The sequence below is a fragment of the Catenulispora sp. GP43 genome, from assembly GCF_041260665.1.
In the GTDB taxonomy this organism is placed as follows: domain Bacteria; phylum Actinomycetota; class Actinomycetes; order Streptomycetales; family Catenulisporaceae; genus Catenulispora.
Map to the genome: position 1 here is coordinate 426,644 of NZ_JBGCCT010000001.1, position 14,751 is coordinate 441,394.

Consider the following 14,751-nt stretch of genomic DNA (forward strand, 5'->3'; position numbering starts at 1 on the left):
GCTGCCGCGTTCCCCCGCTAGCCTCCGTAGGGGAAGACCCGCCGTACCCGCCACACGCCGTCGTCACCGTGCAGGTACAGGGCGAATCCGGTGATCGGGAAGCGGGCCTCGTAGCCCGCGAGCGTGTGTTCGGCCCGGCTCAGCGCCTCTTCGGGCAGTTCGTGGGCGACGGTCACGTGCGGGTGGTAGGGGAACCGGGCCTCGCCGGCGAGTATGCCGGAGCGCACCAGGGCCTCGGTGGCCGCGCACTCCTCGGCGCCCTCGGCCACGCGGACGAAGGTCACCGGCGAGATCGGGCGGAAGGTGCCGGTGCCGGCCAGCAGCATCGAGAACGGCCGGCCCGAGGCCGCGGCCTTGGCCAGGTGGTCCTCGATGCCCGGCAGGTCATCGCGGTCGACCTCGCTGGGCGGGAGCAGCGTCACGTGGGTCGGGATGGCCAGGGCCATCGGGTCGTGGAAGGACTCGCGCCACTTCTGCAGCTCGGTGCCGTACGGCTCCGGGATCGGCACCGCGACGCCGATGGTCACGGTGTCCGCGTCCCGGCCCCCGGCCGCGAAGGGGTTCGTCCCGGCGAAGGTCGCCGCGAGCGGATCGGATACGCCGCCGCCCACAGTCAGTTCCCCGCCGCGGGCAGGAATCCGACCCGGTCGTACACCTCGGCCAGCGTCCGGGTGGCGATGGCCCGGGCCTTGGCCGCGCCCTCGGCCAGGACCGCGTCCAGCTTGTCCGGCTCGGCCAGGATGGCCTGGGTGCGCTCCCGGAACGGCGTCACGAACTCCACGAACACCTCGGCGAGGTCCTTCTTCAGGTCGCCGTAGCCCTTGCCCTCGTAGGCGGTCTCCAGCTCGCCGATGGTGCGGCCGTCCAGGGCCGAGTAGATCGACAGCAGGTTGGAGATGCCCGCCTTGTTCTCCTCGTCGTAGCGGATCTCGCGCTCGGTGTCGGTGACCGCGGAGCGGATCTTCTTGGCCGAGACCTTCGGGTCGTCCAGCAGCTCGATGATGCCGGCCGGCGAGGAGGCCGACTTGGACATCTTCGCGCCGGGCTCCTGCAGGTCGGTGATCTTGCCGGTGGCCTTGATGATGTACGGGTCCGGGACGGTGAAGTAGTCGCCGTAGCGGCCGTTGAAGCGCTGCGCCAGGTCCCGGGTGAGCTCCAGGTGCTGCCGCTGGTCCTCGCCGACCGGGACCTCGTCCGCGTTGTACAGCAGCACGTCGGCGGCCATCAGCATCGGGTAGGTGAACAGCCCCACGTTTGTGTTGGCCGAGCCCTGCTTGCCGGACTTGTCCTTGAACTGGGTCATGCGGCTGGCCTCGCCGAAGCCGGTCATGCAGGTCAGGACCCAGGCCAGCTGCACGTGCTCGGGCACGTGGCTCTGCACGAACAGGGTGCTGCGGCCGGGGTCGATGCCCGCGGCCAGCAGCTGCGCGGCGGCCACGCGGGTGCGCTGGCGCAGCAGCTTCGGGTCCTGCTCGATGGTGATCGCGTGCAGGTCCACGACGCAGTAGATGGTCTCGTGGGTCTCCTGCAGCGGCACCCACTGCCGGATCGCGCCGAGGTAGTTGCCGACGTGGAAGGAGTCGGCGGTCGGCTGGATGCCGGAGAAGACGCGCTTGCGACCGGAGGACTGGGGAGCGGCTGCCATAGGCCCCATTCTCTCAGATCCGCGGCTCGCTTTGATCGGGTTCTCCCGGGATCTCCTCACCCGCACCGGCCTGCCCCGGGGCTTCGCCACCATCAGTACCCGAATGGTCACCCGAGGTGAGATTCGGGGCGGTCTCGGCGCCCTGCGCGCCCTCCGCGCCCTCCGCGGCTTCCGCGCCCTCCGGCAGCCGCGTGATCCGGATCCGCGCGATCCGGCGGCCGTCCATCTCGGCCACCTTCAGCTGGTAGCGGTGGACCTCGCGCTCGACGTCCTCGTCGTCGTCGGAGCCGGCCCCGGGCGCGGCGTCGAAGGCCACCACCACCTCGTCGCCCGGGCTCGGCAGCCGGCCGAGCTGGGCCACCATGAAGCCGGCCGCCGTCTCGTACGGGCCGTCGGGCAGCTCGATGCCGGTCTCGTCCATGAAGTCGTCCAGGTTCAGCAGGCCGTCGACCTCCATCACCCCGCCGACCAGCCGGGTGGTGCCGGCCTGGCCGACGTCGTACTCGTCCTGGATGTCGCCGATCAGCTCCTCGATCAGGTCCTCCAGGGTGACGATGCCGGCGGTGCCGCCGTACTCGTCGACGACGATCGCCAGGTGCATGGACTCCGCGCGCATCTCCGACAGGGCCGAGAGCACCTGCTTGGACGTCGGCAGCATCTTCACCGGCCGGGCGATCTCCTCCAGCCGGATCGAGCGCCCGGCCAGCTCCGGGTTGAGGAAGTCGCGCACGTGCACGAACCCGATGACGTTGTCCGCCGAGCCCTCGATCACCGGGTAGCGGGAGTGCGGCTCGGAGGCCGCGATCCGCGCCGCCTGCCGGATCGGCAGCTCGGCGTCCAGGAACGTGACCTCGGTCCGGGGTACCAGGACCTCGCGCAGCTGCCGGTCGCCGGCGTCGAAGATCTCGTCGATCAGCTCGCGTTCGTCGCTGTTCAGCGTCTCGTTGCCGGCCACCATCAGCCGCAATTCCTCGGAGGACACCGCCTCCCGGCCCACCGCCGGGTCGCCGCCGAACAGCCGCACCACGCCGTTGGTGCACACCGAGAGCAGGAAGATGAAGGGCCGGACCACCGCGGCCATCCGGTTCAGGAACGGCGCGACCGCGCGCGCCGTGGATTCGGGCCGTTGCAGCGCGAGCCGCTTGGGCGCGAGTTCGCCGATCACCAGGGTGACGAAGGTGATGACCAGGGTGACGCCGACGACGCCGATGAATCCGGCCAGGCCTTTGCCGAGTCCGGCGCTGATCAGCCCGCGTTTGGCGCTTTCGGACAGGGTGATGGCGCCGTAGGCGGAGGACAGCAGCGCGGTCAGGGTGACGCCGATCTGCACCGTGGCCAGCCAGCGGTTCTGGTCGCGCACCAGTTTGGCCACGACCTGGCCGCGGCGGCCCTGCTGGGCCATGGTCTCGATCTGGACCTCGCGCAACGAAACGAGCGCGATCTCGGAGGCCACGAACAGCGCCTCGACGAGGATCAGGGCCAGCACGACCAGGATGGACACGAGAATCGGACTCACTCCGCTGATTGTAGGCAGCCCTTCGCTCGGCGCGTTGGGACGCCAGAGACGCAATGAAACGCCTGTGACGGACCGATCTTCGCAACGTTTGTGCGACGACACGCAACGAAGCCTGCTTGAGCAGGGAAAACACCCTACTTAAGCTCAGGATGCATGATCCCCGAAGCACCCCTCGTGCCCTCGGCGGCACAGCGCGTGGCGATCCCGCGCAGGTACCTCATGTGCCCGCCCGACCACTTCGCGGTCACCTACTCGATCAACCCGTGGATGGACCCGGACGAACCGGTCGACGCCTCGCTGGCCGCGCGCCAGTGGGAGGCCCTGCGTGACACGTACATGGATCTGGGCCACCAGGTCGAGACCATCAAACCGATCGAGGGCCTGCCGGACATGGTGTTCGCGGCCAACGGCGCGACCGTGGTGGGCGGCAAGGTGCTGGGCGCCTCGTTCCGGAACGAGGAGCGCAGGGCCGAGGGCCCGGCGTACATGGAGTGGTTCCGCAAGAACGCTTTCGCGGAGGTCCACGACCCGCAGTTCATCAACGAGGGCGAGGGCGACTTCCTGTATGCCGGGGACTGGATCCTGGCCGGCCACGGCTTCCGGTCCGACCCGAACTCGCACCTGGAGGCGCAGGAGTTCTTCGGGATGCCGGTGATCGGGCTGCGGCTGGTCGACCCGCGCTACTACCACCTGGACACGGCGCTGGCGGTCTTGGACGCCCACACCATCGCCTACTACCCGGAGGCGTTCTCGCCGGGTTCGCAGGCGGTGCTGCGCACGCTGTACCCGGAGGCGGTCGTCGCCACCGCCGAGGACGCCGCGGTCTTCGGGCTGAACGCGGTCTCCGACGGTCTTCATGTGCTGCTGCCGCAGGCCGCCACGGGCCTGGCGGCCCGGCTGGCCGAGCGCGGCTATGAGCCGATCGGCGTCGACCTGTCCGAACTGCTGAAGGCGGGTGGCTCTGTGAAGTGCTGCACGCTGGAGCTCCGGAGCTGAGAGGAGTCTGACCCGTGACCACCATCTCCGACACCGCCTCGAACGCGGACGCCAACGCCAACACCAACACCAACACCAACACCAACCATGGCACCGAGCCCTGGGCCTTCAAGGCCCAGGCCGGCGCCGGCCCGCAGAACCCGCCTTCGGCGCGCGCCGAGGCGCTGATCGCCCAGTCCGACGCGCACACCGCGCACAACTACCACCCGCTGCCGGTGGTGATCGCTGAGGCGGACGGCGCCTGGGTGACCGATGTGGACGGCAACCGCTATCTGGACATGTTGGCGGGGTACTCGGCGCTGAACTTCGGGCACCGCAATCCGGTGCTGCTGGCGGCGGCGCGCGAGCAGCTGAACCGGGTGACGCTGACCTCGCGGGCGTTCCACCACGACCAGTTCGGGCCGTTCGTCGAGGAGCTGGCCGAGTTGTGCGGCAAGCAGGCGGCGCTGCCGATGAACTCCGGGGCCGAGGCCGTGGAGACCGCGCTGAAGACCGCCCGCAAGTGGGGGTACCAGGTCAAGGGCGTCCCGGAGGACCGCGCGCAGATCATCACCTGCGAGGGCAACTTCCACGGCCGGACGCTGTCGATCGTGTCGTTCTCCACCGATCCCGACGCGCGCCACGGGTTCGGGCCGTTCACCCCGGGGTTCGTCTCGGTGCCCTACGGCGACGCGGCGGCGATCGAGGCGGCGATCACCGATGACACGGTGGCGATCCTGCTGGAGCCGATCCAGGGCGAGGCCGGGGTCCTGGTGCCGCCGCAGGGGTATCTGGCGGCGGTGCGGGAGATCTGCACGCGGCGCGGCATCCTGATGATGGCCGACGAGATCCAGTCCGGGCTGGGGCGGACCGGGTACACGTTCGCGTGCGACTACGAGGACGTGGTTCCCGACGTCTACATCCTGGGCAAGGCGCTGGGCGGCGGGATCCTGCCGGTGTCGGCGGTGGTCGCCGACCGGGACGTGCTCGGCGTGTTCGCCCCCGGTGAGCACGGCTCGACGTTCGGCGGGAACCCGCTGGCGTGCGCGGTGGGCCGGGCGGTGGTGGGCCTGCTGGCCACCGGCGAGTACCAGTCGCGCGCACGGACGCTGGGCGCGCACCTGCACCAGGCGCTGGCCAAGCTGCCGGAGGAGATGGTGCGCGAGGTCCGCGGGCGCGGTCTGTGGGCCGGCGTGGACATCGACCCCGGGTTCGGCACCGGCCGGGAGATCTCCGAGCGGCTGATGGCGCGCGGGGTGCTGGCCAAGGACACGCACGGGTCGACCATCCGCATGGCGCCGCCGCTCGTGGTGACGGCGGAGGACCTGGACTGGGCGGTGCTGCAACTACAGAGCGCTCTGGGTTGATACTGTCTGTCGGTCGCGACGGACCCGGCCTCGGCGGCCGGGTCCGTGCGGCGCGAGCGGCCGCGCTCGCGGCGGGGGTACGGCCCGCTGCGGGCGCGGCTTCCTTTCTTTAGACGCGCGGGGGCTGCTTTTGGTGTGCCTCGCCGGCGGGTTTTTTCGTTCTGCGCGATCGGCTCATAGACGGCGGCGGTCGTCTTCAATGAACTGATGACGTCATCCCTTCGCCGTAATCGTCCGTTCCTGGTTTTGTGCGCGGATCAGATGGCCGGATCCGTGGGGAGGCAGATCACCGCGGTCGCTTTGCCGTTGACCGCTGTGGTGCGGCTGCACGCTGGGCCGTTCGGGGCTTCGGCGCTGATGGCGTTGAGCTTTCTGCCCGGGGCGGTGCTCAGTCCGTTCGTGGGGCTGGTCGTGGACCGGGCGCGGTTGCGGCGGCTGCTGGTCGTCGTGCTGACGGTCGCGCAGGGGCTGCTGGTGGCGGCTGTGCCGGTGGCGGACGCCTCGGGGTGGCTTTCCTGGCCGCTGCTGTATGCGGTGGCTTTGGGGTCGGGGACGTTCGCGACGAGTCTGACGGTCGCCCTGCAGGCCGCGCTGCCGCGCGCGGTCGGCGCGGATCAGCTACTCGACGCGAACGTCGGGCTGTCGGGGGCGCGGACCGCCGGGCAGATCGGCGGGCCGGCGCTCGGCGGCTTGTTCGTGGCCTGGTTCGGGACGTCGCAGGCGCTGCTGGGCGACAGTGTGGCGTTCGGGGTGGAGGCCGTGCTGCTGTGTTTCCTGCCGGCCGCTTTGAACGTCGCCGGGGAGCGCGGGCTGGAGCGGGAGCCGTGGTTGCGGGGCGTGCGGGAGGGCCTGCGGGTGATCGCCGAGGACCAGGTCCTGCGGCGGCAGGTGACCGCGGCCGGGGCCTTGAACTTCGGCGGGGCGGTGACCGGCGGGTTCTTCGTGTTCTACGCCACCGAGCAGCTGGGGCTGAGCAGTTGGCAGCTGGGGGTCACGTTCGCGGTGTTCGCGGCGGCCTCGGCGCTGGGCGTGGTGACGGCCAAGCGGGTGGCGGAGGGGTTCGGGTTGGCGGAGGCGGTGCGGTACTGCGCGGTCGGGGCGGCCGCGGCGCTGTTCCTGATGCCGGCGGCGGCGCTGGGGATGCCGTTCGAGACGCTGATCGTCTACCAGCTCGCGTTCGGTCTGCTGGCCACGGTGTGGGCGATCGCCATGACCACCGCGCGGCAGCTCGCCGCGCCGCCGCACCTGCAGGGGCGGGTCGCGGCGTTCCAGCAGGCCGCGGTGACCGGGGCGATCCCGGCCGGGGCGCTGCTCGGCGGGTTCGCCGCGGGCCGGGTCGGGATCGTGCCTGTGCAGGTGGCGGGGGCGGCGGTGGCACTGGCGGGCGCGGGCACCCTGTGGCTGCCGAGGCGCGGTGAGCAGCGGGCCGGCGGGCGGTGGCGCGGGGTGGGGCGGCGGCCGGGCCCGGCGGTCCGGGGCCGACAGGCCGCCGACCGCTAATCTCAGGGTATGGACAGCCTCGACCGCGTGATCATCGACGTGCTGCGGAAGGACGCGCGCGCCTCGTTCGCTGATGTCGGGGCGGAAGTGGGGTTGTCGGCGTCGGCGGTGAAGCGCCGGGTGGACCGGCTGCGGGCCGACGGCGCGATCCGGGGGTTCTCGGTGATCGTCGACCAGACCGCGCTCGGGTGGACCACCGAGGCGTTCGTCGAGGTGTACTGCGGGGACCGGACGTCGCCGGACGTGATCCGGGAGTGCGTGTCGCGGCATCCGGAGGTGGTCGCGGCGTACACCATCACCGGGGACGCCGACGCGCTGCTGCACCTGGTGGCCGAGAACATGCGGCATCTGGAGGAGGCGCTGGAGCGGATCCGGCGGGAGCCGGAGATCCAGCGGACGCGGTCGGCGCTGGTGCTGACGCGGTTGTTGGCGCGCGATCCGATGCTGTGAGACGGCGAACGGTCTGGCGCCCCCGCACTGGGGCACCAGACCGTTGAACGTTTGATCAGGCTTCGGATCGTCGGATCGGACTCAGATCAGGCCGAGCTGCCGGACCGCGTCGCGCTCCTCGGCGAGCTCGTTGACCGAGGCGTCGATGCGGGTGCGCGAGAACTCGTCGATGTCCAGGCCCTGGACGATGCTCCACTGGCCGTCCTTGGTGGTCACCGGGAAGGAGGAGACCAGGCCCTCCGGCACGCCGTAGCTGCCGTCGGACACCACGCCCATGGAGGTCCAGTCGCCCTCGGCGGTGCCGTTGACCCAGGTGTACACGTGGTCCAGGGCGGCGTTGGCGGCCGAGGCGGCGCTGGAGAAGCCACGGGCCTCGATGATGGCCGCGCCGCGCTTGGCGACGGTCGGGATGAAGTCCTTCTCGATCCAGGCCTGGTCGTTGATCACCTCGGCGGCGTTCTTGCCGGCGATCTTGGCGTGGAACACGTCCGGGTACTGGGTCGCGGAGTGGTTGCCCCAGATGGTCATGTTGGTGATCTCGCTGACCGGGGAGCCGGTCTTGAGCGCGAGCTGGCCCAGGGCGCGGTTGTGGTCCAGGCGGGTCATCGCGGTGAAGCGGGACTTCGGGACGTCCGGGGCGTGCGCGGCGGCGATCAGGGCGTTGGTGTTGGCCGGGTTGCCGACCACCAGGACCTTGATGTCGTCGGCGGCGTGCGCGTTGATCGCCTCGCCCTGCGGCTTGAAGATGCCGCCGTTGGCCTCCAGCAGGTCGCCGCGCTCCATGCCGGCGGTGCGGGGGCGCGCGCCGACCAGCAGCGCCACGTTCGCGCCGGTGAAGCCGTCCTTGGGGTTGTCGTGGATGTCGATGCCGGCCAGCAGCGGGAACGCGGAGTCGACCAGCTCCATCGCCGTGCCCTCGGCGGCCTTGACCGCCTGCGGGATCTCCAGCAGGTTCAGCTTCACCGGCACGTCCGGGCCCAGCAGGTGGCCGGAGGCGATGCGGAACAGCAGGGCGTAGCCGATCTGGCCGGCCGCGCCGGTCACGGTGACGTTGACGGGGGTGCGGGACATCGCTTGTGGCTCCTGCGTTTATGTGAAGGTTCCTTATGGATGTGTTGCCAGCCCACAGGCTACTCCTGGAGTACCTGCGGGGTTTCCGTCTGGCGGGAGCGGCGCCTGTGAGAAACGAGACACGCCGGCGAAGCGCCCGAGGTCGTTCCGCGTCCGGCTCGTGACTGTCGGTACAGAGTGGAAGACTCGGGCATAACGGCGTGATGCACCTCACAACGGAAGGCCCCTCATGATCACCTCGGACAACACCCCGAACCTGCCCGGCTGGATCGACCTGGGCTCCCCCGACCCCGGCGCCTCGGCCGCGTTCTACGGCCGGGTCTTCGGCTGGACCGCGGAGCAGATGATGCCGGACTCCGCAGAAGGCCCCGGCTACTGGTTCCTGCTCAAGGACGGGAAGACAGTGGCCGGCCTGGGCGGGCTGACCGACCCGGCCGCGAAACCCGACTGGACCACCTACATCCGCGTCGCCGACGCCGCGGCCAGCACGGCCGCCGCCGAGCAGGCCGGCGCCAAGGTGCGCGTGCCGGTCATGGAGGTCCCCGAGGCGGGCACCTTCGCACAGCTCAGCGACCCCAGCGGCGCCGAGTTCGCGCTCTGGCAGTCCGGCGCGGTCACCGGATTCCAGACCTGCTGCGTGGACGACACGATGCTGTGGGCCGAGTTGTGGACCCGGGACCCGGCCGCGGCGAAGACCTTCTACCCGGCGCTGTTCGGGTGGAGTGTCGAGCCCTACATGGAGGGCGCGCCGGAGGGCGGGGGCTACGACATGTGGACGACACAGCCCGGCGACCCGCTGGCCGCCTTCGGCGGGATCATGACGATCACCGACCAGGTGCCGATCCAGGACGAGAAGTGGATCCCCTACTTCATGGTGGCCGACGCCGACGCGACCGTGGAGCGCGTGACCGGCTCCGGCGGCACCGTCCTGATCCCGGCCGCCGACGCCCCGCCCGGACGGCTGGCGGCGCTGGCCGACCAGTTCGGGGCGCGCTTCAACATCCTGCAGCCGGCTCCCATGCAGTAGGGGCTCGCGGATCTGGACAGGCGGTGCACGATGGCAGCATGACCTACACCGATGACGCCAAGGGCTTGCAGGAGGACCTGGTCCTGCTGCGGCGCGACCTGCACCGCATACCCGAGATCGGCCTGAACCTGCCGCGCACCCAGGAGCGGGTCCTGGCCGCGCTCGACGGCCTGCCGCTGGAGATCACCCTGGGCGCCGGGCTGAACTCGGTGACGGCCGTGCTGCGCGGGACCGGGCCCGCGGCCGGCGGCGCCGCCAGGCAGGCCGTGCTGCTGCGCGGCGACATGGACGCGCTGCCGGTGGTGGAGAAGACCGGACGGGACTTCGCCGCGGCCGGCCCGAACATGCACGCCTGCGGCCACGACCTGCACACGACCATGCTGGTCGGCGCGGCGCGGCTGCTGGCGGCGCACCGCGACCGGCTGGCCGGCGACGTGGTGTTCATGTTCCAGCCCGGCGAGGAGGGCGACGACGGCGCCGGGCACATGATCCGCGAGGGCGTGCTGGACGCCGCCGGCCCGCGCGTGATCGGCGCCTACGGGCTGCACGTGATGTCCGACCGCCTGCCGCGCGGGCACTTCGTCTCCCGCGCCGGGACCTTCATGGCCGGCGCCGACGAGATCGCGGTGACGGTGCGCGGCGCCGGGGCGCACGGCTCGCGGCCGCACACCGGCAAGGACCCGGTCCCGGTGGCCTGCGAGATGGTGGTGGCGCTGCAGACGCTGGTGACCCGCAAGTTCGACATCTTCGACCCGGTGGTGATCACCGTCGGGGAGTTCCACGCCGGCACCGCGGCGAACATCATCCCGGACGACGCCACCTTCCACGTGACGATGCGCTCGTTCTCCCGCGAGTCCCGGGCCCGGCTCCTGGACGTGGTGGTGGACCTGTTCAACGGCCTGGCCTCGGCTTACGGCTGCACGGCGGAGGTCACCTACAAGGAGCAGTACCCGCCGACCGTGAACCACGCACCCGAGGTCGACTTCCTGGAGGAGGTCGTGCGCGAGGTGCACGGCGAGGAGCGTTTCTCCCGGCTCGCCAACCCGAACCCCGGCGCCGAGGACTTCTCCCGCGTGCTGGAGGAGGTGCCGGGCACGTACGCCTTCCTCGGAGCGAGCACCGCGGAGGACTTCACCGGCGCCCCGTCCAACCACAGCCCGCTGGCCGATTTCGACGACGCGGTGCTCGGCGACGGGGCCGCGCTGCTGGCCGAACTCGCCGACCGGCGGCTCACCCGCGGCTGAGGCCGGTCCGCACCGCACGGCGGACACGCGGACCGCGATCACCCGTGACGTACACGCCGCCGACGGCGGCAGCAGCCTGGATGCAATAGACACAGCGGCAAGAAACACAAAGGTGCGCGGCCGACAGGCCGCGCACCTTCTCCGTGCGGTGAAGAATCAGCCAGCCTCAGGCCGAGGCCATCGCCTTCTGCAGGTTCTCGTCGATCGCGGCGAGGAACTCCTGCGTGGTCAGGTACGGCTGGTCCGGCGAGACCAGCAGCGCCAGGTCCTTGGTCATCTTGCCCTCCTCGACGGTCTGGACGCAGACGCGCTCCAGGGTCTCGGCGAACTTCACGACCTCGGGGGTGTTGTCGAACTTGCCGCGGTAGGCCAGGCCCTGGGTCCACGCGTAGATCGAGGCGATCGGGTTGGTGGAGGTGGGCTTGCCCTGCTGGTGCTGGCGGTAGTGGCGGGTCACGGTGCCGTGCGCGGCCTCGGCCTCGACGGTCTTGCCGTCGGGGGCCATCAGGACCGAGGTCATCAGGCCCAGCGAGCCGAAGCCCTGCGCGACGGTGTCGGACTGGACGTCGCCGTCGTAGTTCTTGCACGCCCAGACGTAGCCGCCCTCCCACTTCAGCGCGGAGGCCACCATGTCGTCGATCAGGCGGTGCTCGTAGGTCAGGCCGGCCTTCTCGAAGTCGGCCTTGAACTCGGCGTCGAAGACCTCCTGGAACAGGTCCTTGAAGCGGCCGTCGTAGGCCTTCATGATCGTGTTCTTGGTGGACAGGTACACCGGGTAGTTGCGCAGCAGGCCGTAGCGCATGCTGGCGCGCGCGAAGTCGCGGATCGACTCGTCCAGGTTGTACATCGCCATCGCGACGCCGCCACCGGGGAAGTCGAAGACGTTGAGCTCGATCGGCTCGGTGCCGTCCTTCGGGGTGAAGGTCAGCGTCAGCGTGCCCTCGCCGGGGACCACGAGGTCGGTGGCGCGGTACTGGTCGCCGAAGGCGTGGCGGCCCACGACGATCGGCTTGGTCCAGCCCGGGACCAGGCGCGGGATGTTGCTGATGACGATCGGCTCGCGGAAGATCACGCCGCCGAGGATGTTGCGGATGGTGCCGTTGGGCGACTTCCACATCTTCTTCAGGCCGAACTCCTCGACCCGCGCCTCGTCCGGGGTGATGGTGGCGCACTTGACGCCCACGCCGTACTGCTTGATCGCGTTCGCGGCGTCCACGGTGACCTGGTCGTCCGTGGCGTCGCGGTGCTCGATGCCCAGGTCGAAGTACTTCAGGTCGACGTCCAGGTAGGGCAGGATCAGCGAGTCCTTGATGAACTGCCAGATGATCCGGGTCATCTCGTCGCCGTCGAGCTCGACGACGGGGTTCGCGACCTTGATCTTGGGACCGGAGTAGGCCATGGCGGATCGTCCTTACGGATCGGGAATTATCTCGACCTCAAGATACATGGCGCCACAGGCATATCGCCAAGCGGTGCCGGACCCGCGGTGACCAAGAAGACACCGGGCCTCAGTTCGAGAAGATCCCCTGCACCAGCAGCCCCAGCACCACCAGCGTGGTGCCGACGACGGTGTACATCCCGACGTCGATCCCGCGGCGCCGGACGGCCAGCGTCCCGGCCACCCGGGTCGGCAGGAACAGCCGCAGCCCGGCGGCCAGCAGCAGGGACATGCCCATCACGGCGGCGCCCTGGAAGACCTCGTCGTGCAGTATCACCGTCATGCCGAAGCCGAAGCCGGCCAGCACCGCCAGGATCGGCCACTCCGCCGCGACCGATCGGCCGAAAGAGGCACCCGGAGGACGGTTGTTCACTGCCATGCGCAAACTCTATCCGCGCCGCATGACCACGACGACCGGCCTCTGTAACGAGCACGCTACGGTGCCACGGCCAGCCAGTCGCCGAATCCGCTCGGCTTGTGCGCGCCGATGAACAGCGTCTCGAACAGGCCGAATCCGGTGCGGACGCCCTCGGGCCCGTCGTACTCGAAGCGCGAGAGCCGCTCGGTGATGCCGAACATCCCCGACTTCGCCGCCGCCTCCGCCGCGGGCATCGCCACCTGCTGCACGACCAGCTCCGGCCCCTGGTACATGCCGTGGCGCCAGTCGGCGTCCAGGCCGTAGCCGCTGCCGACGGCCATATGCAGCGCAAGCAACTGCGTGACGCGGATTCGCTCAGCCCGGCCGGCGAAATGCACCTCCGCGGACTCCACGTTGCGGGTCCCGGAGACATAGTGCAGTTCCAACTCCGGACGGCCCAGCTCCTCGGCGGGGCGGCCGTCGCCGAAGACCTTCACCGCCTCCTGGAGGACCCGGCCGCCGTCCTCGTCCTCCTGCGCGATCACCAGGATCGAGAAGTCGTCGAACTGCATCGGCGCGTAGACCCAGTGGAACGTCGGCGGCACCCCGCCGTTGCCCTGGATCCCGGCGGGCTCGGCCTCGCCGACCGGCCGGATGCCCCAGGAGCGGTCGCGCGAGCCCCACCAGGTGTCGGGGGTGACGGCGAGCTCGTCCTCGCCGATGCGCAGCGTCCCCTCCCAGAAACCGGTTTGGGCCAGCCGCACCGAGTCCATCCACACCCGGCCGTTGCGCCGCACGAACTGCCGCGGCTCCCGGGTGGCCGGTATGGCGCCGGTCCAGGTCAGGTCGAAGGAGAGCTCGTACTCCCCCGGCTCCAGTACCACGCGCAGCCGGTTCAGCGGCTCCAGCACCTCGACGCGGAAGGGGCCCACGGAGGTGTCGCCGCGGTCGGACCCAAGCTCGCGTGAGGCGCGCACCACGCGGTGGACGCCTCGGTGAACGACCGCCGCGAAGGCGTCGGTGACCCCGAGGTTCGGGTACTGCCCCACGCCCAGCGCCATGAACAGATCGCCGGCGCGGCGGTGGATGTTGAAGTAGTAGCGGTCGTAGAAGTTCCGGTCGGAGGTGGCGACGTGTGCCAGGGACTCCGAGGTCTGATGGAACGGGAAATCATCAAGGGGGGACAGGTCCCGATCGCCGTCGGACATGTCCCCCCTTGTAAGGGTGATCTGATTAACCGTCAATAGCGACGGTTGATCTGCATCGGCAGCATCGGCTAGAGCTGCCGCTCCGCGATCTCCACCACGTTGTTCAGCAGCATCGCCCGGGTCATCGGCCCGACCCCGCCGGGGTTCGGCGACACCCAGCCGGCCACGTCACGCACGTCGTCCGCGACGTCCCCGGCAAGACCGCCCTCGCCGCGCGAGACGCCGACGTCCAGCACCGCCGCGCCCGGCTTCACCAGGTCGGCGGTGATCAGGTTCGGCACGCCGGCCGCGGCCACGATGATGTCCGCCTTCAGCGTGTGGAACGCCAGGTCGCGGGTGCCGGTGTGGCACAGCGTCACGGTCGCGTTCTCGCTGCGCCGGGTCAGCAGCAGGCCCAGCGGCCGGCCCACGGTGATGCCGCGGCCGACGATCACCACCTCGGCCCCGGCGATCGCCACGTCGTGCCGGCGCAGCAGCTCCACGATGCCCAGCGGGGTGCACGGCAGCGGCGCCGGGGCGCCGAGCACGAGCCGGCCCAGGTTGGTCGGGTGCAGGCCGTCGGCGTCCTTGTCCGGGTCGACCAGCTCCAGGATCGCGTTCTCGTCGATGCCCTTGGGCAGCGGCAACTGCACGATGTAGCCGGTGCAGGCCGGGTCCTCGTTCAGCTCGGCCACGGCCTCGGCGACCTGCGCCTGGGACGCGGTCGCGGGCAGCTGGCGCTGGATCGAGGCGATGCCCACCTGCGCGCAGTCGCGGTGCTTGCTGCGCACGTAGGAGGCGGACGCCGGGTCGTCGCCGACCAGCAGGGTGGCCAGGCCCGGCTCGACGCCGCGGGCCTTGAGCGCCTCCACGCGCGCCGACAGCTCGCTCTTGATGGCGGCGGCGGTGGCCTTGCCGTCCAGGATCTGTGCCGACTGGGAAGGCTGTGCGGTGTGAGACATCTGTCATCGCC

The 14,751-nt window shown here is 70.6% G+C and carries 14 protein-coding genes; 6 read left to right on the plus strand and 8 right to left on the minus strand.

Going from position 1 to position 14,751, the window contains the following annotated elements; translation table 11 throughout:
• Positions 1 to 17: 17 nt before the first annotated feature.
• From ABH926_RS01905 to ABH926_RS01915, 3 genes are read right to left on the minus strand one after another with little or no spacing between them, the layout of a single operon-like run.
• Complete coding sequence (locus tag ABH926_RS01905; RefSeq protein WP_370363468.1) at positions 18 to 611, minus strand: 2'-5' RNA ligase family protein; 594 nt, start codon at positions 609 to 611, stop codon at positions 18 to 20.
• Positions 612 to 613: 2 nt separating this feature from the next.
• On the minus strand, positions 614 to 1,654 hold the full coding sequence (trpS, locus tag ABH926_RS01910; protein WP_370363469.1) for a tryptophan--tRNA ligase: 1,041 nt from the start codon (positions 1,652 to 1,654) through the stop codon (positions 614 to 616).
• Between the two features lie 4 nt (positions 1,655 to 1,658).
• The gene (locus tag ABH926_RS01915; RefSeq protein ID WP_370363470.1) at positions 1,659 to 3,161 is read right to left on the minus strand and encodes a hemolysin family protein; all 1,503 of its coding nucleotides are present in this window, start codon (positions 3,159 to 3,161) and stop codon (positions 1,659 to 1,661) included.
• Positions 3,162 to 3,314: 153 nt separating this feature from the next.
• Between ABH926_RS01915 and ddaH the strand changes: the two genes are divergently transcribed.
• The 4 genes from ddaH to ABH926_RS01935 all read left to right on the plus strand — a co-directional run bounded on the left by ddaH (position 3,315) and on the right by ABH926_RS01935 (position 7,453).
• Positions 3,315 to 4,157 (plus strand): dimethylargininase, encoded by an 843-nt coding sequence (ddaH, locus tag ABH926_RS01920; protein ID WP_370363471.1) that lies wholly within the window; start codon positions 3,315 to 3,317, stop codon positions 4,155 to 4,157.
• A gap of 164 nt (positions 4,158 to 4,321) precedes the next feature.
• A complete protein-coding gene (rocD, locus tag ABH926_RS01925) occupies positions 4,322 to 5,503 on the plus strand; it encodes an ornithine--oxo-acid transaminase (protein WP_370363813.1) in 1,182 nt (393 codons plus the stop codon).
• 207 nt (positions 5,504 to 5,710) lie between these two features.
• Positions 5,711 to 7,003 (plus strand): MFS transporter, encoded by a 1,293-nt coding sequence (locus tag ABH926_RS01930; RefSeq protein WP_370363472.1) that lies wholly within the window; start codon positions 5,711 to 5,713, stop codon positions 7,001 to 7,003.
• 9 nt (positions 7,004 to 7,012) lie between these two features.
• A complete protein-coding gene (locus ABH926_RS01935) occupies positions 7,013 to 7,453 on the plus strand; it encodes an Lrp/AsnC family transcriptional regulator (protein ID WP_370363473.1) in 441 nt (146 codons plus the stop codon).
• Positions 7,454 to 7,534: 81 nt separating this feature from the next.
• On the opposite strand, the gene ABH926_RS01940 is transcribed toward ABH926_RS01935, so the two are convergent.
• Positions 7,535 to 8,524: a malate dehydrogenase gene (locus ABH926_RS01940; RefSeq protein ID WP_370363474.1), complete on the minus strand. Its 990-nt coding sequence runs from the start codon at positions 8,522 to 8,524 to the stop codon at positions 7,535 to 7,537.
• A gap of 229 nt (positions 8,525 to 8,753) precedes the next feature.
• On the opposite strand from ABH926_RS01940, the gene ABH926_RS01945 reads away from it, so the two are divergent.
• Both ABH926_RS01945 and ABH926_RS01950 read left to right on the plus strand, forming a co-directional pair.
• Positions 8,754 to 9,551, plus strand: coding sequence for a VOC family protein (locus ABH926_RS01945; protein ID WP_370363475.1), 798 nt, complete (start codon positions 8,754 to 8,756; stop codon positions 9,549 to 9,551).
• Positions 9,552 to 9,589: 38 nt separating this feature from the next.
• Positions 9,590 to 10,795: a M20 family metallopeptidase gene (locus ABH926_RS01950; protein WP_370363476.1), complete on the plus strand. Its 1,206-nt coding sequence runs from the start codon at positions 9,590 to 9,592 to the stop codon at positions 10,793 to 10,795.
• Positions 10,796 to 10,961: 166 nt separating this feature from the next.
• Here the strand turns inward: ABH926_RS01950 and ABH926_RS01955 are convergent, their stop codons facing one another.
• The 4 genes from ABH926_RS01955 to ABH926_RS01970 all read right to left on the minus strand — a co-directional run bounded on the left by ABH926_RS01955 (position 10,962) and on the right by ABH926_RS01970 (position 14,740).
• Positions 10,962 to 12,194: an NADP-dependent isocitrate dehydrogenase gene (locus tag ABH926_RS01955; protein WP_370363477.1), complete on the minus strand. Its 1,233-nt coding sequence runs from the start codon at positions 12,192 to 12,194 to the stop codon at positions 10,962 to 10,964.
• Positions 12,195 to 12,303: 109 nt separating this feature from the next.
• Positions 12,304 to 12,612, minus strand: coding sequence for a DUF3017 domain-containing protein (locus ABH926_RS01960; RefSeq protein WP_370363478.1), 309 nt, complete (start codon positions 12,610 to 12,612; stop codon positions 12,304 to 12,306).
• Positions 12,613 to 12,668: 56 nt separating this feature from the next.
• Positions 12,669 to 13,799: a hypothetical protein gene (locus tag ABH926_RS01965; protein WP_370363480.1), complete on the minus strand. Its 1,131-nt coding sequence runs from the start codon at positions 13,797 to 13,799 to the stop codon at positions 12,669 to 12,671.
• A gap of 68 nt (positions 13,800 to 13,867) precedes the next feature.
• Complete coding sequence (locus ABH926_RS01970; protein WP_370363481.1) at positions 13,868 to 14,740, minus strand: bifunctional methylenetetrahydrofolate dehydrogenase/methenyltetrahydrofolate cyclohydrolase; 873 nt, start codon at positions 14,738 to 14,740, stop codon at positions 13,868 to 13,870.
• Positions 14,741 to 14,751: the final 11 nt, after the last annotated feature.

Excerpts from the sequence above, each read along its gene's own strand:
- ABH926_RS01965 (WP_370363480.1), bottom strand. The coding sequence starts at position 13,799 with ATGTCCGACGGCGATCGGGACCTGTCCCCCCTTGATGATTTCCCGTTC.
- ABH926_RS01960 (WP_370363478.1), bottom strand. The coding sequence starts at position 12,612 with ATGGCAGTGAACAACCGTCCTCCGGGTGCCTCTTTCGGCCGATCGGTC.
- ABH926_RS01955 (WP_370363477.1), bottom strand. The coding sequence starts at position 12,194 with ATGGCCTACTCCGGTCCCAAGATCAAGGTCGCGAACCCCGTCGTCGAG.
- ABH926_RS01950 (WP_370363476.1), top strand. The coding sequence starts at position 9,590 with ATGACCTACACCGATGACGCCAAGGGCTTGCAGGAGGACCTGGTCCTG.
- ABH926_RS01945 (WP_370363475.1), top strand. The coding sequence starts at position 8,754 with ATGATCACCTCGGACAACACCCCGAACCTGCCCGGCTGGATCGACCTG.
- ABH926_RS01940 (WP_370363474.1), bottom strand. The coding sequence starts at position 8,524 with ATGTCCCGCACCCCCGTCAACGTCACCGTGACCGGCGCGGCCGGCCAG.
- ABH926_RS01930 (WP_370363472.1), top strand. The coding sequence starts at position 5,711 with ATGACGTCATCCCTTCGCCGTAATCGTCCGTTCCTGGTTTTGTGCGCG.
- ddaH (WP_370363471.1), top strand. The coding sequence starts at position 3,315 with ATGATCCCCGAAGCACCCCTCGTGCCCTCGGCGGCACAGCGCGTGGCG.
- ABH926_RS01970 (WP_370363481.1), bottom strand. The coding sequence starts at position 14,740 with ATGTCTCACACCGCACAGCCTTCCCAGTCGGCACAGATCCTGGACGGC.
- ABH926_RS01935 (WP_370363473.1), top strand. The coding sequence starts at position 7,013 with ATGGACAGCCTCGACCGCGTGATCATCGACGTGCTGCGGAAGGACGCG.
- trpS (WP_370363469.1), bottom strand. The coding sequence starts at position 1,654 with ATGGGGCCTATGGCAGCCGCTCCCCAGTCCTCCGGTCGCAAGCGCGTC.